This is a genomic window from Mesorhizobium sp. LjNodule214 (assembly GCF_964252735.1).
Classification (GTDB): domain Bacteria; phylum Pseudomonadota; class Alphaproteobacteria; order Rhizobiales; family Rhizobiaceae; genus Mesorhizobium.
In genome coordinates this window covers 647,400-667,085 of record NZ_CAXUPE020000002.1, presented here as the reverse complement: position 1 = coordinate 667,085, position 19,686 = coordinate 647,400, and the positions used below count along the sequence as shown (strand labels likewise).

Below are 19,686 nucleotides of genomic sequence, written 5' to 3'. Positions count from 1 at the left end.
GGGTGCAGACAATCGCCGCCGGCTGTGTCGAAAAGCAGGCGCGGGCCCCGGTGTCAACGGGTGTTCTGCCGCAGCCACTTGTTCCAGGCGGCTTCGGAGCCGTTGAAGACGTTGATGTCGGATTTACCGGTCATGCCGGGAACGATACCGGTGCCGGTGTACTGCCAGAAGGTGAAGGGGTGGCTGCCGTATTTCTGACGCGGATGGCCGGCGACCGAGCGCAGCCAATAGGGATAGCCGCGGAAGGACGACAGGCCGTTGTCGTCGAAGAAGTCGACCGAGGTGTAGATGATCGGCTTCTTGCCGTAGTGCCGCTCGACGATTTCAAGGAAGGTGCCCATCTCCGCGCGCACCGTCGCGGCGTCCGGGCGCAGCCTGCAGGTCGGCGATTTCGGGTTCCATTCCATATCGAGCACCGGCGGCATGGCCGAACGGTCGACGGGCACGTTTGCGATGAACCAGCGCGCCTGCGTGGCGGCGGGCGTGCAGAAATAGAAGAAATGATAGGCCGCGCGGGGTATGCCCGCAGCCCTGGTGCGTGCCCAGTGCTCGTTGAAATACTCGTCGAAGCGGTCGCCGCCCTCGGTCGCCTTGATGAAGGCGAAGGAGATGCCGCTTGCCTTGGCCGCCGGCCAGTCAACCGAGGTCTGGTATTTGGAGACATCGGTGCCATGTACCGCATAGTTCCACGGCGCGCCGCTGTCCCATTCATGCGGCTTGGAATCCTCGAAACGGGGTGCACGCATCGCGATTGTCGGGTTGCTGGACGAGGATGGCGACAGCGGCGAGAGATCGTCCACGGTCGAGCAGGCGCCCAACAGCGTCAGCATGATGAGAGCCGCGAGACGGCGCATCTCTCTACTCCTGAGCCGGGTTCAGCCGGCCGCTGATGGGTCGTTTCTGCTGGTGCCCCTTCGATCTGGCCCCGCCGGACGATCACCCCACAGGATCGTCCGCCTTCCTCATGTGATCGCCGAACATGGTTGATATCAGGTTGACGGCGCTCGACAAGAACAGAGATTTTGCCGAAGCAATGTCGGCAAATCGATGACATAAATCGAGCGCGAAAACACCGGGGGATGAAAAAGATGCGGATCGTCGTCAAGATCGTTAAATGGCTGCTCAGCCTGATCGTGCTGGCGGTAGGCGCCCTGTTTGCCTGGCTCTATATCGCGCCGCCGGAATTGATCCGCGTCGGTTCGGGCTATTCGGCCAAGATCGTCTGCTCGAACGTCTTCATTGCCGGGCGCGACGCCAATGAAGTGCTCGCCGTCGACGTGCAAGCGCCGGGCCATCCGCTGCTCAGGCTGATGAAGGTGCAGGTCGACAAGGAACGCGGGATGGTTTCGGCAGGCTTGTTCGGTGTGCTCGGCAGAAGTGTCGCCGTTGCGCGTGACGGACTGGGCTGCGCGTCGGTTCCGGATGGCAACACCGGCAAAGCGAGGCAGGCGGTGACCTATGCCGAACCCGCCACCAGGCAGGATGCGCTGTGGCCGGAAGGCGAGCGAGTCGACGCCTCGCAGGCACCGGAAATCGCGAAAATACTGGACGACGCGGCCATGGTCGGCACCGGCATGCGGGCGGTGGTGGTGGTCAAGAACGGCCGCATTGTCGGCGAGCGCTATGGCGACGGCTTTTCGCAAAAGACGCCGCTGCTCGGCTGGTCGATGACCAAGACGGTCAACGCTGCGATCCTCGGCACGCTGGTCAAGGACGGCAAGATGGCGGTGACCAGCCAGGGCCTGTTCGAGCCGTGGAAAGCCGATGGCCGCGCTGCCATCAGCCTCGCCGACATGATGGCGATGTCGAGCGGGCTGGAGTTCAACGAGGACTATGGTGACGTCGCCGATGTGACGCGCATGCTCTATCTGGAACCGGACATGGCGGGCTTTGCTGAATCGAAGCCGCTAGCCGGTGAAGTGGGCAAGGTGTTCTCCTATTCGAGCGGCACCGCGGTGATGCTGTCGCGCCTCTGGCAGGATGCAGTTGGCGACAAGGACACTGCGCTGACCTGGCCGAGAACGGCACTGTTCGAGCCGCTCGGCATGCATAGCGCGGTGCTCGAAACCGACGAGCAGGGCACTTTCGTCGGCTCGTCTTATCTCTATGCCACGGCGCATGACTGGCGCGTTTCGGCCAGTTCCTGCTGCAGGGCGGGGTCTGGAACGGCAAGGACATCCTGCCGACCGGTTTCGTCGACTGGATGCGGGAGCCTGCACCGGCCTCGAAGGTCTATGGCAGGGGCCAAGTGTGGATCGAGGCACCGGGCGATGAGGAAAACCCCGGCGCCGGCGTCGCGACCGGCCTGCCCAAGGATACCTACTGGATGGAAGGGCATGACGGGCAGACCGTCGCCATCGTTCCCTCAGAACAGCTGGTGGTGGTGCGGCTCGGGCTGACGCCTGCCAAGCTCGGCTATCGACCGCAGACGATGCTGGGGGCGCTGGTCAAGGCGCTTCACTAGCCTTTTGGCTGCCGGATCACGGCGAGCCATGCGTAGCCGCGATAAAGCGTGCGAAAACGGAAGGTTGAATCGGTTCGTTCGGACTCCGATTCCAGGACGTCGCGCAGGGATTCGCGCGGCGCGACGTGGAATTTCCTCAGCCAGCCGCGCAACAAGGTCCGGAACCAGCCAGGCAGGCCTTCCTGCTGACCGAAATCGACGACGTGCAGCGAACCGCCAGGTGAAAGGGCGGCGAGTGCTGCCGACACTGTCTTCTCCCAGCCGGGGATCATCGACAGCGAATAGGACACGAAGATGCGGTCGAAACTCTCGATGCCGAACAGCGCCCTGGCGTCGAAATCGGTAGCGTCGCCCCGCGCCAGTGCGACGCAGTCGGACAGGCCTTCGCGGGCGATGGCTGCTGTGGCTGTTTCCAGCATCTCGGCCGAAATATCGAGGCCGAAGAAGCGGGCGTCGGGATAGCGGCGGGCGGCCAGCACGATGTTGCGGCCGGTGCCGCAGCCGAGTTCGAGCACCGTGCCAGCGGGCGGCACGTCCAGCCCTGCTATCAGCCGGTCGCGGCCGAGCAGATAGTATTTGCGGGTCAGGTCGTAGATATGGCGCTGCCAGCGATAGACGCCGTCCATCAGTTCGGCATGGTTGGCCGGCAGCTCGCTCGCGCTCATGCGGGCCGCTTCACATAGAGGTGGAAGCCGCCATAGATGGCCGAGCGGTCACGGGTCGAGAATTCGCGCGAGGCCTCGTCCTCGTAGCTCCACCGGTCGAGCAGCGAATTGGAGACGCGGCCAGGCAGCAGGCTGGGCTCGGCGGCGGTGCGGAATATGACGCGGGCGCCGATCGATGCCGTGCGCGTGATCTCGGCCCACAGCGCATTGAGCTGGTCGTCCGTCATCCAGTCCTGCGCATCGAGCAGGATGAAACGGTCGACCGTGCCGGCATCCTTGCCTGCAAGGAATTCGATCAGGTTGGCGTGGTGGATGGCGACACGATCGACATTGTTGCGGATCGTCGTGTAGTTGCGCTTTTCGAGATAGGCGGGAAGGGCGGCTTCCCCGGGCTCGGGATAGCGGCGGGCAAAGGCCTGCCAGGCGAAATAGTTGGTGTTCAGTGGAAAATCGCAGGCGAGCTTTTCCAGCCGGGCTTTCAGGACGCTCGCCATGGTGCCATCGCCGGAGGTGATCAACGAATCGTATTGCGCCGGCGGAATGCCCAGGCCGAACAGCGAGGCTTTTCGCGACGTCGCCCATTTCAGCAGCGGCTTTTCGAAGACCGGCGCCAGCTCCTCGTTGAAGAAGCGGCGCTGCTCGCCGATGTTCCTGGCCTGCATAATGCCAGCCGGGTCGACGCCGAAGAATTTGCCGACGCGGTGGCCCATGGCGATGAACAGGCCGAGCAGGCCGGTCTGGTAGAAATTGTGGTCGAAGACGGCAATGCGGCGGCGCCCGCGCCAGTTGCGGCGCTCCCAGTAGTGGCGGCTGACCGGATCGAGATGCGGCGCGATGAAACGGTCGTAGGCTTCCGAATTGTGACTGGTGTCGGCGGCGCCGAAGAAGCGGAACAGGTCGCCCTGCGACGGCAAATGCCGCACCGCCTCGAGCTTCATGTGGTTCAGCGCGATGTGGGCGGCGTTGAGGTCGACGGCATCGATCCGCTCTGGCGAGCGTGTGAGATAGGCCAGGATATTGCAGCCGCCGGACGCGATGGTGACGACGCGATGGCCGTGGCCAAGCTGCATGGCCTCCATGTCGACATCGGGGTCTTCCCAGATCTGCGGGTAGACGAGGCCGGAGAAGAGGAAAGCGAAGAGCCGCTCGGAAAGGCCGGCCTTCGACAGCGGGCGGTTCTGGTAGACGGCTTTTCCAACTTCCTTGCCGCGGCGAAAAACCAGATCTCCGGAAACGTCCGTCATGGCAAGGTGATTCCCCATTTGCGTTGGCGCAAGCGGGTAGCGCAGCGTCATGACAGCGCCGTGACAGGCTGTTGACGCCAAATCAGGCCTTGCCGAACCCGCCCGGCGTCGGCGTCGTCAGGACGACGGCCTCGCCGGCGTCGAGCACGGTCTGGTCGCAGGCCTTCAGCACCTCGACCGAGCCGTTGTTGCGGCGGACCTTGGTCGAGCCGGGCTCGCCGTCGCTACCGCCGTCCAAGCCTTGTGGCGGGCGGTTGCGGTGCGAGGACAGGATTGCGCATTCCATCTTTTCGAGGAAGCGGATGGTGCGCTTGGTACCGTCGCCGGCACCCCATTTGCCCTTGCCGCCGGAACCCTCGCGGATGTGAAAATCCTCGAGCAGGACGGGAAAGCGCAATTCCAGCACTTCCGGATCGGTGAGGCGCGAATTGGTCATATGGGTGTGGACGCCTGACGTGCCAGCGAAACCGCGGCCGGAATTCATCCGGCCAGCCGGCGAGCCGGAGCAGATCGTCTCGTAGTACTGATACTGCTTGTTGCCGAAGGTGAGGTTGTTCATCGTGCCCTGCGCGTTGGCCATCGCGCCCATGGCGCCGAACAACGCGTTGGTGACATGCTGCGAGGTCTCGACATTGCCGGCGACGACGGCAGCGGGGTAGGTGGGCTTCAGCATGCAGCCGTCTGGGATGATGATGTTGATGGGCCTCAGGCACCCGGCATTCATCGGGATCATGTCCTCGACCATGACGCGGAAGGCATAGAGCACGGCGGCGCGGGCGACCGGCTCCGGCGCATTGAAATTGTTCTTCATCACCGGCGATGTGCCGGTGAAGTCGACCGTCGCTTCGCGCTTTTGCCGGTCGACCGTGATCTTCACCTTGATCACCTGGCCGGTGTCGGTCGTGTATTCGTATCCGGAACTGTCGGGCAGCCGCTCCAGCACGCGGCGCACGCTCTCGGCCGCATTGTCCTGGACGTGGCCCATATAGGCCTCGACGACGTCAAGGTCGAAATGCGCGACCATCTTGCGCAGTTCGGCGACGCCCTTTTCGTTGGCGGCGATCTGCGCCTTGAGATCGGCGATGTTTTGGTGCGGATTGCGGGCCGGGTAGGGGTGGTCGGTGAGCAGCGTTTCCAACTCGGTCTCGCGGAATTTTCCGCGATCGACGATGCGGAGATTGTCGAACAGCACGCCTTCCTCGTCGACCGTTGTAGCGAGCGGCGTCATCGAGCCGGGAGCGGTGCCGCCGACATCGGCATGGTGGCCGCGCGACGCCGCCCAGAACAGGATTTCCTTCTTCGCGTCGTCGAACACCGGCGTCACCACCGTGATATCGGGCAGATGCGTGCCGCCATTGTAGGGCGCGTTGAGGGCGAAGACGTCGCCGGGGTGGATGTCGCCCGAGTTCAGGCGGATGATCGTTTCGACCGAGCGGTCCATGGAACCGAGATGCACCGGCATGTGCGGCGCATTGGCGACCAGCGCGCCATGGCGGTCGAACACCGCGCATGAAAAGTCCAGCCGCTCCTTGATGTTGACGGAATAGGCGGTGTTCTGCAGCGTCACGCCCATCTGCTCGGCGATCGACATGAAGAGGTTGTTGAAGACCTCCAGCATGACCGGATCGGCGGCGGTGCCGAGCGCCGCCTGGCGGCGCTTCTTCTCGATACGGCGCAACAGTACATGGTTCCTTGCGGTGATTTCGGCCTGCCAGCCGGGCTCGACGACGATGGTCTGGTTAGGCTCGATGACCAAGGCCGGGCCGGAAACCCTGTTGCCCGGCTTGAACACCTCGCGGCGGAAGACGCCGGTGTCGCGCCATTCGCCCTCGGCGAAGATCTTGCGGGTCTCGGAAGGACTTACGACAAGATCTTCCGTTTCTGATTCACCTTCATCGCGGCCGCCGCCGCCGGTATCGGTGCCTTCGACGCCAACGGACTCCACGATCATCGGCTTGTCCTCGTAGACGAAGCCGAACTGACCCTTGTGGGCCGCCTCGAAATCGCTTCTGGCTCGCGCAATCGAGCCGTGTTCGAAGTTCACCGGCAATGCCGTGTCGGTGCCGTCATAGCGGATCTGCAGTACCGGCTTCGAGGCGACGGCGTCTTCACCAATGCCTTGCGCGGCGAGCTCTTCGATGACGGCTTTTCGCAATGTCGCGATGAGGTCGTCGATAGCCGGCAGGGATTCTTCCGCCAGAGGCTGCAGCAGCGCCTGCTGGCGCGAGGCAAAGACTGACGACAGGCCGATGCCGTAGGCCGAGAGCAGTCCGGAGAAGGGATGCATCAGCACCGCCTCCATGCCGAGCGCGTCGGCGACGAGGCAGGCATGCTGGCCGCCGGCGCCGCCGAAGCAGTTCAACAGATATTCGGTGACGTCATAGCCGCGTTGAACGGAAATCTTCTTGATGGCGTTGGCCATGTTCTCGACGGCAATGATGACGAAGCCTTCGGCGACGGCTTCCGGCGAGCGGCCGTCGCCGATTTCGGCAGCGAGCGTGGTGAATCTTTTGCGCACGGTCTCGACGTCGAGCGGCTCGATCTGGCCAGGCCCGAAGATCGCCGGGAAGAAGTCGGGCTGCAGCTTGCCGAGCATCACATTGGCGTCGGTAACGGCGAGCGGACCGCCGCGCCGGTAGGCGGCGGGACCGGGATTGGCGCCGGCCGAATCCGGCCCGGCGCGGAAGCGACCGGCCTCATAGTGCAGGATCGAGCCGCCGCCGGCGGCTACGGTGTGGATGCGCATCATCGGCGCACGGATGCGTACACCGGCAACCTCGGTGTCGAAGGCGCGTTCGTACTCGCCGTCATAATGAGCGACGTCGGTCGAGGTGCCGCCCATGTCGAAGCCGATGACTTTTTCAAAGCCGGCGAGCTTCGCCGTCTCAACCATGCCGACAACACCGCCGGCCGGACCGGAGAGAAGCGCGTCCTTGCCCTGGAACATGTCGGCGGCGGTGAGACCGCCGGACGACATCATGAACATCAGGCGAGGGCCAGCGCCGAGTTCCCCCGCCACCCTTTGCACATACCTCGACAGGATTGGCGACAGATAGGCGTCGACGACAGCGGTGTCGCCGCGGCCGACCAGCTTGATCAGCGGCGACACCTCATGGCTGACCGAGACTTGGCCGAAGCCGAGCTTGCGGCAGACTTTTGCCACCGCCTTCTCGTGGTCGGGGTACTTCCAGGCATGCATGAAGACGATGGCCACTGCATCGATGCCATCGGCCTTCGCCTGCACGATGGCCGGGCGGCAAGCGGCAACATCGAGCAGTCGTTCTACGCGGCCATCGGCACGCACGCGCTCGTCGATCTCGATGACGCGCTCGTAGAGTTGTTCGGGAAGGATAATCTCCTTGGCGAAGATGTCCGGCCGCGCCTGGTAGGCGATCCTCAGCGCGTCGCGAAAGCCCTTGGTAATGAGCAGCAGAACACGGTCGCCCTTGCGCTCCAGAAGCGCATTGGTGGCAACCGTGGTGCCCATCTTGATGTCGCCGACCAGCCCCGACGGTATAGGTGCACCGGATTTCAGCCCGAGCAGGTCGCGAATGCCCTGGATGGCTGCATCGGCATAGGCTTCGGGGTTTTCCGAGAGGAGTTTTCTGGGATGCAGCCCGCCTTGCGGGTCACGGCCGATGACATCGGTGAAAGTGCCGCCGCGGTCGATCCAAAAGTCCCATTTTTCGGTCATCGCAGCTCCCGGCATTTCTCTTGTTTATCTGTTAGTTCGCCATTCGTCGGACGGCAATCACCAAGCTACCTGAAGATGTTACATGCGGAAACGCAACGTTACGAAACTCATGGCCAGCTGATGCATTCTCTCTTCGACCGCTCACAGGAACGTGAGCGTTTGGTGAAGGAGAGATGTGATGAAGAAACTCATTCTTGCGTCGCTTTCGGCGCTTGCCCTGCTTGGGGTGGCAGCGTGCAGCGACAGCGGCACAGACAACACCACAACGCAGAGCACAAATCCGCCGGCAGCCGAGCAGCCGATGCAGCCTGCCGCCCCGGCAGCTCCTGACGCTACGAAGCCTGCCGAACCGGCTCCGGCAGCACCTGCGCAGTAGTATGAGATGAGCGGAAAGGCCGGCATCAAGCCGGCCTTTTCCTGCCAGAATATCCGCATTGCGAGCGAGGGCGATAGCGCCCGGTTGCATGGCAAGGGTTGGGTTGTTTCGTCAGGCGTCCCGCAAATCGATCGGGCCTGCGGCACTGTCTTCGCTTGATAGCGGTGGGCGGTTCGCACTAAGAAGCCCTTATGTCGATTTGGGACCGCCTCGGCGACTTCATCACACGCGTTTCGTCTTCAGCGTCGTCAGGCGTCGCCGATGTCGTGGAGGCGGTGCGGACCGTTTTCTCCGGTGACCCGGATCTGCGGCGCCGCGTCGCCTTTTCGGTGGCGATGATCGCCCTGTCGGCCAAGATGGCCAAAGCCGACGGTATCGTCACCCAGAACGAGGTGCGCGCCTTCCAGGAAATATTCGAGGTTCCGCCGAAGGAGACGCGCAACGTGGCGCGTCTTTACGATCTGGCCAAGCGGGACGTCGCCGGGTTCGAAATCTACGCTGCGCGCATGGCGCAGTTGTGCGGCTCGGGCCATGCGAACTGCATGATGCTTGAGGACATACTCGACGGCCTCTTCCACATAGCCAAGGCCGACGGGCTGATCCACGAACGCGAAGGCCTGTTCCTGCACCGCATCGCCCAGATTTTCCGGATCGACGAGGCACATTACCAGAGTATCCTGGCGCGGCACGTCGATCTCGGTGCAGCCGATCCGTATGTCGTGCTCGGCATCGAGCGCGGAAAACCATTCGAGGAGATCAGGAAACGCTACCGCAAGCTGGTTTCCGACAATCATCCCGACCGGCTGATCGCACGCGGACTGCCGCAGGAATTCATCAAGATCGCCACGACCAGGGTCGCGGCGATCAACGCCGCCTATGAGATGATCGAGCGGGGTCTACGGCACGTATGAGCGGTTTCCTGCCCGACGAGCCGAGCGCCGAGGTCAGGGTATCGCCGAATTTCGGCCTGCGGCGCGACACGCTCAAGCCCGACATGATCGTGCTGCACTATACCGGCATGGCGACGGGGGCCGGTGCCGAGGCATGGCTGTGCGATCCGTCGAGCGAGGTTTCCGCGCACTATCTCGTCCATGAGGATGGCCGCGTCGTCCAGATGGTGAGGGAAGGAGACCGCGCATGGCATGCCGGCAAGAGCTCGTGGTTCGGGCGCACCGACATCAACTCCTGTTCGGTCGGCATCGAGATCGTCAATCCCGGCCATTCACTCGGCTATCCCGCTTTCCCAAAGCGGCAGATCACAGCCGTAACCGGCCTGTGCGCCGGGATCGTCCAGCGCCATTCCATTCCGGCGCAAAGGGTGCTGGCCCATTCCGACGTCGCGCCGGGGCGCAAGATCGATCCGGGTGAAAAATTCCCCTGGAGAGCCCTGTTCGCGGACGGTGTCGGCCACCTCGTCCCTGCGGCGCCGGTCAGGCGGGGTACAGTGCTCAAGGCAGGCGATAAGGGCCCGGAAGTCGAGGTGCTGCAGTCGATGCTGGCGGTCTATGGCTACGGGGTCGAGATATCAGGTGCGTTCGACCGGCAGACCGAGATCGTGGTCGAAGCCTTTCAGCGGCATTTCCGCCCGCGCCTTGTCGACGGCGTGGCCGACGGCTCGACGATCCGCACGCTGCAAAGGCTGCTGGCTTCCGCTAAGGCAATGCCGTCGAAGTAATCCTTTTTGAGTCGATAAGTTACAATCTGTCACGCAAAGTGACTTGCACCGCCTTCTTTGCCGCCAATTCGGCCCTCAAAGGCGAACCGTGCAAATTGTCGGACCTCTATCCCCCCGGATGTACCGATATTGATTGGTGTAGCCGCGTGAAGTTCTTCGCGCGGTTCAAACAGAACAGGACCCCATGCAGAAATTGACCGTTTTAACGGCAGCTGTTGCTGCCGGTGTAATGACTTTTGCCATCGGTGCGGCGAATGGCGCACCACTGAGCCAGAGGGCAGACCAGGGATTCTCCGCCGTACCCGCCAAGACTGCCCTGCCGAAAGCGGCTCAGGCAGCAAAAGCCAAGAGGACGGCCACTGCGAAGGTCGAAAAGGCAGCTGCGGTGAAGGCTCGAAAGTCGAAGGCCAAGCGGCATGTGAAGCGCAACAGGAAGAGCATCGACCTGACGACGACGGCATCGATCCGCCCGCAGAATGTCGCGGTGACTGCAGCGGCACCAGCCGAGACCGGCCAGTATTCGGCGATCATCGCCCGCTATGCGGCGGCCGAAGGCGTGCCGATGTCGCTGGCCAAGGCCGTGATCAAGATCGAGAGCAACTACCGGCCGAACATTGTCGGCGGCGCCGGCGAGATCGGCCTGATGCAGATCAAGCCGGCGACGGCGCGCATGATGGGCTATACCGGCTCGGTCAAGGGGCTGTTCAACCCCGACACCAACATCAAATACGGCATGAAGTACCTTGCCATGGCGCGGGGCCTCGGTGGCGGTACCACTTGCGGCACGATCCTGAAATACAATGCCGGTCACGCCGCCAAACGCATGAACCCGGTGTCGGCGGCCTATTGCAGCAAGGTGAAGGTGCAGATGGCCGCGCTTGGGACACCTGCGTGACCGGCCAGGCATAAGCTGCTTTTTTCGTTTGCGTTTTCAGGCGTGAACCCCTTTATACGCTCTGCCAGCTGGCCGGGCGGCCGCACCCGCGAAGCCGAAAGGCTGCGGGTGAGGAAAGTCCGGGCTCCATGGAGACACGGTGCCGGTTAATGGCCGGCGGGGGCGACCCCAGGGAAAGTGCCACAGAAAGCAAACCGCCACGGCATCCGGTGTCCGCAAGGCCACCGGGATCCGCGGCAAGGGTGAAAGGGTGGGGTAAGAGCCCACCGCGCGACTGGCAACAGGAGCGGCACGGTAAACCCCACCGGGAGCAAGACCGAATAGGGGCGGTGCGAGGGGAAACCCTCGAGGGCTGTTTCCGGCTCACCGTCCGGGTAGGTTGCGTGAGGCGCATGGCAACATGCGCCCAAGATGAATGGCCGCCACGTTCTCGCGCCGCAAGGCGCGAGGGCCATACAGAACCCGGCTTACAGGCCAGCTGGCAATTTCTCCGCAATTTCTTGGTTCAAACGAAATCCTTTTGATTTCGGTGGCTTGCGCCTTCGGGCGCAGCTGTCGCTACGTCGAAGCCGATGACGTCGGCTCGTAGTGGATTTGTCAATCGCGGATCCTGTCCAGCGATGCTTCGATCGCCTGCCAAAGCTCCTCCACCGGCTCGCAGCCGACCGACAGGCGCACGAAACCGGGAGGCACGGCGTCTCCGCGTTTGGCGCGCCGTTCGGCGGAGGTGTGAACGCCGCCGAAGGAGGTCGCCGCCTCAATCAGCGGGCAGTTGTTGATGAATGCCTCGGCCTTCTCGTCCGAGGCCAGTTCGAACGAGACGAGAAAGCCGAAGCGTTCCATCTGGGCGCGGGCAAGATTGTGCGACGGATCGCCTTCCAGCCCAGGAAAGCGCAGCCCGCTTACGGCGCGATGATCCTTCAGCCTTTGCGCGATGATCTCCGCCGAAGAACACATGCGGTCGAAACGCACGTCCAGCGTTTCGAGGCCGCGATGCACCAGCCACGCCTCGAACGGTCCAGGGATGGCGCCTGACATCTCTCGCCAGTTGGTCACGGCAGCGATGATGTCGTCGCTGCGGCTGGCGACGTGGCCGAACAGCACGTCGGAATGGCCGTTGGTCGCTTTGGTGTCGGCGGAGACGACGATGTCGGCGCCGAGGTCGAGCGGGCGCTGGCCGAAGGGCGTCATCGCCGTGTTGTCGGCAACGAGGATCGCGCCGGCTTCGTGGGCGGCCTTGGCGACAGCGGCGATATCGCAAATATCCAGTTGCGGGTTCGAAGGGGTCTCGACGAAAGCCAGGCGATAGCCGGCGAAGCCACCGTCGAGAAAGGTCGATGTCGGCCGCAGGTCATAGGCAACACCGAATGGCTTGAGGAAGCCTTCGGCCAGCGCTCGCGTGGCGTGATAGCCGTCCGATGGCAAAAGCACGCGGTCGCCGGACTTCAGAAGCGCGAAAAAAATCGCCGAGATCGCGGCCATTCCGGACGGGAAGCCGATGCATCGGGCGTTTTCCAGATGACCAAGGGCGTGCTCGACGGCATCCCACGTCGGATTGCTGTAGCGGCCATACTCATTGAAACCGGTCGCATCCCCTGGCGTGTGAAAGATGGCGGCCATGGTCAGCGGCAAGGGGATCGGGTCGCCCGTAGCGAATCCGCTGTTGCGCAAATGGGCAAGCGCCGCGGCGCGCGACCTGGCTGTTTCGGACATCGATCTCACACCTTGCTGCCGATGGAAGAAGACCGGGTGACGCTATGCGTGCCAACGGGTTGCAGCAAGCGCCCTCCAGTTGGGCCACGGGGCTCTAAACCCTTCGTTAGGCTTAATAGAGGATAAAGACGGGAGTGCCGTCACAGCTGCGTTCCCAGGGTGTCGCGCGCACGTTTGTGAAGCCTGTTCCCGTTGACGCCCATAGTGCCCCATGATATCCCATTTCGATACCAAAGCCTTCGTTCCGCGTCAGGGTGAAGCGTACGCCAATCGGGCAGCCGCTGCGGCTGCGCGTTTGCGGTTTTTTGCCTCGGTGGACGGAGCGAGTTTTCGGAAGGGACCGCGCTGCGGCGGTGCGGGCGAAACGATGGAGAGGGGTGCGGCGGCGGAAGCGGCTGTAGCGCGTAATGGATCGGTTTCTGTCAAGCGCGGTGAACAGGATCGATGCGAAGGGACGGGTCTCCGTTCCGGCGCATTTCCGCTCGGTCGTGCAGAAACGCGGCTATTCGGACCTCTATGCGTTGCGCTGCCTGGATATCCCGGCCATGGATGTCGGCGGCCTCGACCTGCTCGACCGCTACGAGCAGCGCATCGCGCAGGAGGATCCCTTCCTGCCGACCGCGGACGACATGTCCTTCTTCTGCCATGGCGACGGGTCGTTCCTGAAACTGGACCAAGACGGCCGTATCACGATGACCGATTTCATCCGCGAGCATACCGGCATTTCGGCGGAAGTGGCCTTTGTCGGTCGCGGCAACTTCTTCCAGATCTGGGAGCCGGGGCGGCTTGCCGCCTATGGAGCGCAGGCGCGCGCCCGGCTTTTGCAGCTTCGGCAGGGGACGAAGCCTGGGGAGCGACCGGAATGATGGTGGGCGACGGCGATGATCCTCACGCCGTTGGCGGACCAGTCCGTCACATTCCGGTCCTCCTTGCCGAAGTGCTGGAGGCGCTTTCGCCCAAAGCGGGCGACATGGTCGTCGACGGCACGTTCGGCGCCGGCGGCTACACCAAAGCCATTCTTGCGACCGGTGCCTCGGTCGTGGCCATCGACCGCGATCCCGATGCCATCGCGGCTGGTCGTGTTCTCGAACAGCAATCGGGTGGCCGGCTGCGGCTGGTGCAGGCGCCGTTCTCGACACTCGACGACCAAATCGAAAGCGCCGACGGCGTTGTCCTTGATATTGGCGTCTCTTCCATGCAACTCGACCAGGCCGAGCGCGGCTTCTCGTTCCGCAACGATGGGCCACTCGACATGCGCATGGCGCAGGCTGGGCTGAGCGCGGCAAACGTCGTCAATAGCTTCAAGGCCGGTGACCTTGCGCGCATCTTCGGCTTTCTGGGCGAGGAGCGTCACGCCGGCCGCATCGCCCGCATGATCGAGAGCCGCCGCGAAAAGCGGCCGTTCGAGCGCACGCTCGACCTCGCCGACGCCATCGAGACGCATATCGGCCGGGCGCCGAAGGACAAGATCCATCCGGCGACACGCGTCTTCCAGGCGTTGCGCATCTTCGTCAATGACGAGCTTGGCGAACTGGCCAAGGCGCTTTTTGCGGCCGAGCGTGCGCTTAAGCCCGGCGGGCGGCTGGCGGTGGTGACGTTCCATTCGCTGGAGGACCGCATCGTCAAGCGCTTCATCGCCGACCGCTCCGATGCGGCGAGCGGCTCGCGCCACATGCCGGAGGCGCAGGTGCGCCTGGCGACGTTTCGCAAGGCCGGCGGCGGCGTGACGGCGGGCGATGCCGAGATCGCAGCCAACCCGCGAGCACGTTCGGCCAGGCTGCGCGCGGCAATCCGCACCGAGGCGCCGGCGCGCGGCGACGATTTTTCGATTTTCGGCCTTCCAAAGCTTCCCGGCATCGACCTGCCGGGAGAGAGGTGAGCACGTGTTTCGTACCAGCGACATAGTCCTTATCGCGGTCATGGTCTCGGCGGCCGCTCTGACCTACAAGACCAAGCGCGAGGCCGAGGAACAATTGGCCGCGGTGCAGAAGATCCAGGCGCAGATCCACTATGAGGAGGACACGATCGACCTTCTGAAGGCGGACTGGAGCCTGCTCACCCAACCGTCGCGCCTGCAGAAGCTGGCCGAAATCTACAAGTCGCAGCTGGGACTCGAGCCGGTCAATGCGCGCCAGATCGTCGGCCTCGACGATCTTCCGGCAAAGCCGGTCAATATCGAGGACCTGTCGTCACAGCGGCTGGGTGGCTTGGCCGACAATTCCGGCAAAGGACCTTCCGGCGGCAAGGATCCCGTGGTGACCGGAGGCATCGTCCAATGATCGCCAGACTTCCAGCAATGGGCAAACTTCCAAGGATCGGCGGACTGCTGAAGCGTCGCGCCAGGCCCAGCGAAGACGGCTCGATCGTCGTCGAAGGTGCCCGCAAGTCGACCGGCGGCAAGGCCAGGACGCGCATCGTGATGACGATGGCGGTGTTCTTCGGCATCTATTCGGCCATCGCCGGCAGGCTGGTCTATCTCGGTTTCCAGAACCCCGACATGTCGGGTGGGCCGCAGAGCCGGGTGACTGCGTCGCGGCCCGATATCGTCGATCGCAACGGCGAAGTGCTGGCGACCGACATCAAGACGGCCTCGCTGTTTGCCGAGCCGCGCCGCATCGTCGACGCCGACGAGGCGATCGAGAAGCTGTCGACTGTGCTTCCTGAGATCGATTACGAACAGACCTATCACAAGCTGAAGAGCGGCGCCGGCTTCGTCTGGCTGCAACGGCAGCTGACACCGAAGCAGCAGGCCGACATCATGCAGCTCGGCATCCCCGGCTTTGGCTTCCGCACCGAAAAACGCCGCTTCTATCCTGCCGGCGAGACCTCGTCCTACATCGTCGGTCTCACCAACATCGACAACCAGGGTATCTCCGGCATGGAGAAATATGTCGACGAGCAGGGTCTGACCGACCTTCAGGCGTCGGGGCTGGCTGTGGCCAGGGACCTGAAGCCGGTGCAGCTCTCGATAGACCTGCGCGTCCAGCACATCGTGCGCGACGAGGTCGCCACCGGCATGGAACGCTTCCACGCCATCGCCGCCGGCGCCGTCGTGCTCAACGTCAAGACTGGCGAAGTGCTGGCGATGGCTTCGGTGCCGGACTTCGACCCCAACAATCCCTACAATGCCCAGGACAAGGACCGCTTGAACCGCATGTCAGCGGGTCTCTACGAGATGGGTTCGACGTTCAAGAGCTTCACCACCGCCATGGCGCTGGATTCGGGCAAGGTGACCCTGGAGAGCCGGTTCGACGCCTCGCGCCCGATCAGGATCGGCCATCAGACCATTCATGACTTCCACGGCAAGGGCCGCGTGCTGTCTGTGCCGGAGGTGTTCATTTACTCCTCCAACATCGGTTCGGCCAAGGAGGCCGAAGCGGTGGGCATCGAAGGGCATCGCGAATTCCTGCATCGCCTCGGCATTCTCGAGAAGATGCAGACCGAACTCCCCGAAGTCGCGCGTCCGACCGAGCCCAAGGTGTGGAAACAGGTCAATTCGATTACCATCGCCTTCGGCCACGGCGTGTCGACGACCCCGCTGCAGACCGCCGTCGGCTGCGCCGCGCTGATGAATGGCGGCTACCTTATCGAGCCGACATTCCTGCCGCGCACGCAGGAGGAAGCGATGACGGTGGCCAAGAAAGTGGTCAGCGAAAAGACCGTCGAGGGCATGCGCTATCTCTATGCGCTCAACGCCGAGAAGGGCTCGGGCAAAAGCGCCAGGGTCCCGGGCTATCGCGTTGGCGGCAAGACCGGAACGGCGGAGAAGGTCGTCAACGGCCGCTACTCGAAGGACAAGAATTTCAATGCCTTCGTCGCCGCTTTCCCGATGGACGATCCGCAATACATCGTGCTGACGATCGCCGACGAGCCGAAGCCGGAAAAGCCCGGCATGGGCGCCACCGCGGGCTCGAATGCGGGCATCATGGCGGGCAATATCATCCGGCGCGCGGCTTCAATGCTTGGCGTGAAGCCAGATTTCAGCCATGAAAATGGTGCAACGCTGGTTTCCTATCAGTGATTCTCGGGGCGCGCCGGCAACTGCGCGCTATTTTGTTGCGATGAACGGGTTTCGATGCAGCTGAAAGAACTAGCCGGTATCCTGCCTGTCGAGGGAACAGCTTCCCTCGACCTGGAGGTGACCGGGATCTCCTCGGATTCCCGCCAGGTAGAACCGGGCGTCGTTTTTTTCGCGCTCACCGGTACCAAGGCGGATGGCGCGGCCTATGCCGAGGATGCCGCGAAGCGCGGCGCAGCAGTGATCGTGGCGGCCAAATCCAGCGCCATTGCCGGGCTGTCGGTCCCGGTTCTTGCCGTCGACGACCCGCGCTTGGCGCTGGCGCTGAGTGCCGCCCGCTTCTTTGGCAGGCAGCCGGAGACCATGGTGGCGGTGACGGGCACCAGCGGCAAGACGTCGGTCGCCGCCTTCACGCGGCAGATCTGGGAGCAGGCCGGCCTTGCCGCCGCTTCGATCGGCACCACCGGCGTGGTGGCGCCCGGCCGCAACGACTATGGTTCGCTGACCACGCCCGACCCGGTGGCGCTTCACCAGCTGTTGCACGAACTTGCGGATGCCGGCGTCACCCACGCGTCGATGGAAGCCTCCAGCCATGGCCTTGACCAGCGCCGGCTGGACGGCGTCAAGCTCGCCGCCGGCGGCTTCACCAATCTCGGCCGTGACCACATGGACTATCACCCGACCGTCGAGGAGTATCACCAGGCGAAATTGCGCCTGTTCGACACGCTGCTGCCCAAGGGTGCGCCGGCGGTCATCTTCGCCGATGACCCGTGGTCGGCGCCGACGATTCATGCGGCGCGGGCGGCCGGGCTCGAGGTGCTGACGGTGGGTCGCCACGGCGATTTCCTCAGGCTGAAGCGGGTCGAGCATGAGCGCCATCGCCAGCGCGCCGAAGTCGAGGTCGACGGCGTACTGCACGAAATCGACCTGCCGCTGGCCGGCGATTTCCAGATCGCGAACGCGCTGGTTTCTGCGGGTCTGGCCATTTCTACTGGAACCCCGACCGCCAAGGCTCTGATCGCATTGGAGAAATTGAAGGGGGCCCCGGGCCGGCTCGATCTCGTCGGTACCACCGCCAATGGCGCACCTGTCTATGTCGACTACGCCCACAAGCCGGATGCGCTGGAGAACGTGCTCGCTTCGGTGCGGCCGTTCACCACCGGCCGCGTCATCGTGGTCTTCGGCTGCGGCGGTGATCGCGACCGGGGCAAGCGGCCGATCATGGGCGAGATCGCCACTCGCCTGGCCGATGTCGTCATCGTCACCGACGACAATCCGCGTTCGGAAGTCCCGGAAACGATCCGCGCCGCGATCCTGGCAGCCGCGCCCGGCGCCATCGAGATTGGCGACCGCCGCAAGGCGATCCACGAGGCGGTGGCGATGCTGCACGCCGGCGATACGCTGATCGTGGCCGGCAAGGGACATGAGGAAGGCCAGACCATCGGCACCGAGACGTTGCATTTCTCCGACCATGAGGAAGTCCGCTCGGCGCTGCGGGAGCGCGCCGCATGACTTTCCTGTGGTCCTCCGAAGCGCTGGTCGATGCCATGGGCGGCCGGCCGATCGGCCCGATGCCGGAGGGCATATCCGGCATTTCGATCGACAGCCGCAGCCTGCAGCCGGGAGACGCCTTCTTCGCCATCAAGGGCGAGGCGATGGATGGCCATGATTTCGCGACAGCCGCCGTCAAGGCCGGCGCCGGCGTGCTGGTCGTCGCCGAGGGCAAATTGCCGTCGCTGGGGCGCCTGACCGCGCCGATGATCGTCGTCCAGGACGTGCTTGCCGCGCTGGAAAAGCTTGGCATCGCGGCGCGCGCGCGCTCCAACGCCAGGATCATCGCGGTGACCGGCTCTGCCGGCAAGACGACCACCAAGGAAGCGCTGCGCCACGTGCTGTCGGCGGTCGGCAAGGTGCATGCCTCGGCGCAGTCGTTCAACAACCATTGGGGCGTGCCGCTGACGCTGGCGCGGATGCCCGCCGATTGCGATTATGCCGTGTTCGAGATCGGCATGAACCATCCGGACGAAATCCGGCCGCTGGTCAAGATGGTCCGCCCGCATGTCGCCATCGTCACGCTGATCGCGGCGGCGCATCTCGGCTTCTTCAAGAATCTCGACGAAATCGCCAAGGCAAAGGCCGAGATCTTCGAGGGGCAGGAACCGGACGGCGCCGCCCTGCTCAACCGCGACGACGGGCGCTGGAAACTGCTGGACAAGATGGCAAGGGCCGCCGGTGTCGAGCATGTCTTCGGCTTCGGCGAAAACGCCCGCTCGACCTTCAGACTGATCAAATGCGAACTGCATGCCGACCATTCCATGATCACCGCCAGGATCGGCGGGCAGGACGTCGCCGCCCGCATCGGTGCGCCCGGCCGCCACATGGTGCAGAACGTGCTGGCCGCGCTGGGCGCGGCGCAACTGGTCGGCGCCGATATCGGCACGGTGGCCTCGGCGCTGGCCAACCTCTCGGCTGAGCGCGGCCGCGGCAAGCGCCACATATTGCGCCATCCGAAAGGGCCGATCACGCTGATCGACGAAAGTTACAACGCCAATCCGGCCTCGATGCAGGCGGCGATGGCGCTGCTCAACGCAACGCCTGTGACGGGCGAGGGCAGGCGCATCGCCGTGCTCGGCGACATGCTCGAGCTCGGCGACCATTCGGCGAAGCTGCACGCAGCCCTTGCCGATCTGATCGTCGGCACCGAAACGCGCACGGTCTTTCTCGGCGGCCCTGAAATGCGGGCATTGGCGGACATCTTGCCCGACGATATCGAAACGGAGTATCGCGCCGGCGCCGAGGAGTTGAAGCCGCTGCTGCTGTCGGCGTTGAAGCCTGGCGACGTGGTGATGGTCAAATCGTCGAAAGGCATCGGTTTTTCAAAGCTGGTCGAGGCATTGCTCGGCAAATTTCCGGCGCAAGCCACAACCATTGAACAGACCTAA

Annotated in this window: 15 protein-coding genes, 1 other RNA gene and 1 pseudogene; 12 read left to right on the top strand and 5 right to left on the bottom strand. The window is 63.8% G+C overall.

The features are described from left to right. Positions 1-53 precede the first annotated feature (53 nt). The gene (locus tag ACSQ3Z_RS17160; protein ID WP_436172505.1) at positions 54-854 is read right to left on the bottom strand and encodes a glycoside hydrolase family 25 protein; all 801 of its coding nucleotides are present in this window, start codon (positions 852-854) and stop codon (positions 54-56) included. A 234-nt stretch (positions 855-1,088) separates the two neighbouring features. Here ACSQ3Z_RS17160 and ACSQ3Z_RS17155 point away from each other — a divergent pair. After that, a pseudogene (locus ACSQ3Z_RS17155) lies at positions 1,089-2,464 on the top strand (serine hydrolase domain-containing protein). Here the strand turns inward: ACSQ3Z_RS17155 and ACSQ3Z_RS17150 are convergent. The 3 genes from ACSQ3Z_RS17150 to ACSQ3Z_RS17140 are packed head-to-tail and all read right to left on the bottom strand — an operon-like array spanning position 2,461 to position 8,067. Continuing rightward, positions 2,461-3,129, bottom strand: coding sequence for a class I SAM-dependent methyltransferase (locus ACSQ3Z_RS17150; RefSeq protein WP_436172504.1), 669 nt, complete (start codon positions 3,127-3,129; stop codon positions 2,461-2,463). The pseudogene ACSQ3Z_RS17155 and the gene ACSQ3Z_RS17150 overlap by 4 nt on opposite strands. Continuing rightward, entirely contained in the window at positions 3,126-4,424 is a 1,299-nt protein-coding gene (locus ACSQ3Z_RS17145; protein WP_436172503.1) for a DUF3419 family protein, read from the bottom strand. The genes ACSQ3Z_RS17150 and ACSQ3Z_RS17145 overlap by 4 nt, the downstream gene beginning before the upstream one ends. Before the next feature lie 31 nt (positions 4,425-4,455). Then, a complete protein-coding gene (locus tag ACSQ3Z_RS17140) occupies positions 4,456-8,067 on the bottom strand; it encodes a hydantoinase B/oxoprolinase family protein (RefSeq protein ID WP_436172502.1) in 3,612 nt (1,203 codons plus the stop codon). Positions 8,068-8,245: 178 nt separating this feature from the next. Between ACSQ3Z_RS17140 and ACSQ3Z_RS17135 the strand changes: the two genes are divergently transcribed. The 5 genes from ACSQ3Z_RS17135 (at position 8,246) to rnpB (ending at position 11,499) form a co-directional block, all read left to right on the top strand. Beyond that, positions 8,246-8,443, top strand: coding sequence for a hypothetical protein (locus ACSQ3Z_RS17135; RefSeq protein ID WP_436172501.1), 198 nt, complete (start codon positions 8,246-8,248; stop codon positions 8,441-8,443). 191 nt (positions 8,444-8,634) lie between these two features. Continuing rightward, a complete protein-coding gene (locus ACSQ3Z_RS17130; RefSeq protein WP_436172500.1) occupies positions 8,635-9,354 on the top strand; it encodes a TerB family tellurite resistance protein in 720 nt (239 codons plus the stop codon). Next, positions 9,351-10,118, top strand: a complete 768-nt coding sequence (locus tag ACSQ3Z_RS17125) for an N-acetylmuramoyl-L-alanine amidase (RefSeq protein WP_436172499.1) — start codon at positions 9,351-9,353, stop codon at positions 10,116-10,118. The genes ACSQ3Z_RS17130 and ACSQ3Z_RS17125 overlap by 4 nt, the downstream gene beginning before the upstream one ends. Positions 10,119-10,302: 184 nt before the next feature. Continuing rightward, the gene (locus ACSQ3Z_RS17120) at positions 10,303-11,013 is read left to right on the top strand and encodes a lytic transglycosylase domain-containing protein (protein ID WP_436172498.1); all 711 of its coding nucleotides are present in this window, start codon (positions 10,303-10,305) and stop codon (positions 11,011-11,013) included. 64 nt (positions 11,014-11,077) lie between these two features. Beyond that, positions 11,078-11,499: RNase P RNA component class A (gene rnpB / locus ACSQ3Z_RS17115), an RNA gene on the top strand. A gap of 111 nt (positions 11,500-11,610) precedes the next feature. Here the strand turns inward: rnpB and ACSQ3Z_RS17110 are convergent. Continuing rightward, the gene (locus tag ACSQ3Z_RS17110; protein ID WP_436172497.1) at positions 11,611-12,726 is read right to left on the bottom strand and encodes a cystathionine gamma-lyase; all 1,116 of its coding nucleotides are present in this window, start codon (positions 12,724-12,726) and stop codon (positions 11,611-11,613) included. Positions 12,727-13,133: 407 nt separating this feature from the next. On the opposite strand from ACSQ3Z_RS17110, the gene mraZ reads away from it, so the two are divergent. The 6 genes from mraZ to ACSQ3Z_RS17080 are packed head-to-tail and all read left to right on the top strand — an operon-like array spanning position 13,134 to position 19,686. Beyond that, a complete protein-coding gene (gene mraZ / locus ACSQ3Z_RS17105; protein ID WP_436172496.1) occupies positions 13,134-13,592 on the top strand; it encodes a division/cell wall cluster transcriptional repressor MraZ in 459 nt (152 codons plus the stop codon). Beyond that, entirely contained in the window at positions 13,589-14,605 is a 1,017-nt protein-coding gene (gene rsmH / locus ACSQ3Z_RS17100) for a 16S rRNA (cytosine(1402)-N(4))-methyltransferase RsmH (RefSeq protein WP_436172495.1), read from the top strand. The genes mraZ and rsmH overlap by 4 nt, the downstream gene beginning before the upstream one ends. 4 nt (positions 14,606-14,609) lie before the next feature. Further along, positions 14,610-15,005, top strand: coding sequence for a cell division protein FtsL (ftsL, locus tag ACSQ3Z_RS17095; RefSeq protein ID WP_436172494.1), 396 nt, complete (start codon positions 14,610-14,612; stop codon positions 15,003-15,005). Continuing rightward, on the top strand, positions 15,002-16,747 hold the full coding sequence (locus ACSQ3Z_RS17090) for a peptidoglycan D,D-transpeptidase FtsI family protein (RefSeq protein ID WP_436172493.1): 1,746 nt from the start codon (positions 15,002-15,004) through the stop codon (positions 16,745-16,747). Before ftsL ends, ACSQ3Z_RS17090 begins: the two co-directional genes overlap by 4 nt. A 54-nt stretch (positions 16,748-16,801) precedes the next feature. After that, a complete protein-coding gene (locus ACSQ3Z_RS17085; RefSeq protein WP_436172492.1) occupies positions 16,802-18,256 on the top strand; it encodes a UDP-N-acetylmuramoyl-L-alanyl-D-glutamate--2,6-diaminopimelate ligase in 1,455 nt (484 codons plus the stop codon). Then, the gene (locus ACSQ3Z_RS17080) at positions 18,253-19,686 is read left to right on the top strand and encodes a UDP-N-acetylmuramoylalanyl-D-glutamyl-2,6-diaminopimelate--D-alanyl-D-alanine ligase (RefSeq protein WP_436172491.1); all 1,434 of its coding nucleotides are present in this window, start codon (positions 18,253-18,255) and stop codon (positions 19,684-19,686) included. Before ACSQ3Z_RS17085 ends, ACSQ3Z_RS17080 begins: the two co-directional genes overlap by 4 nt.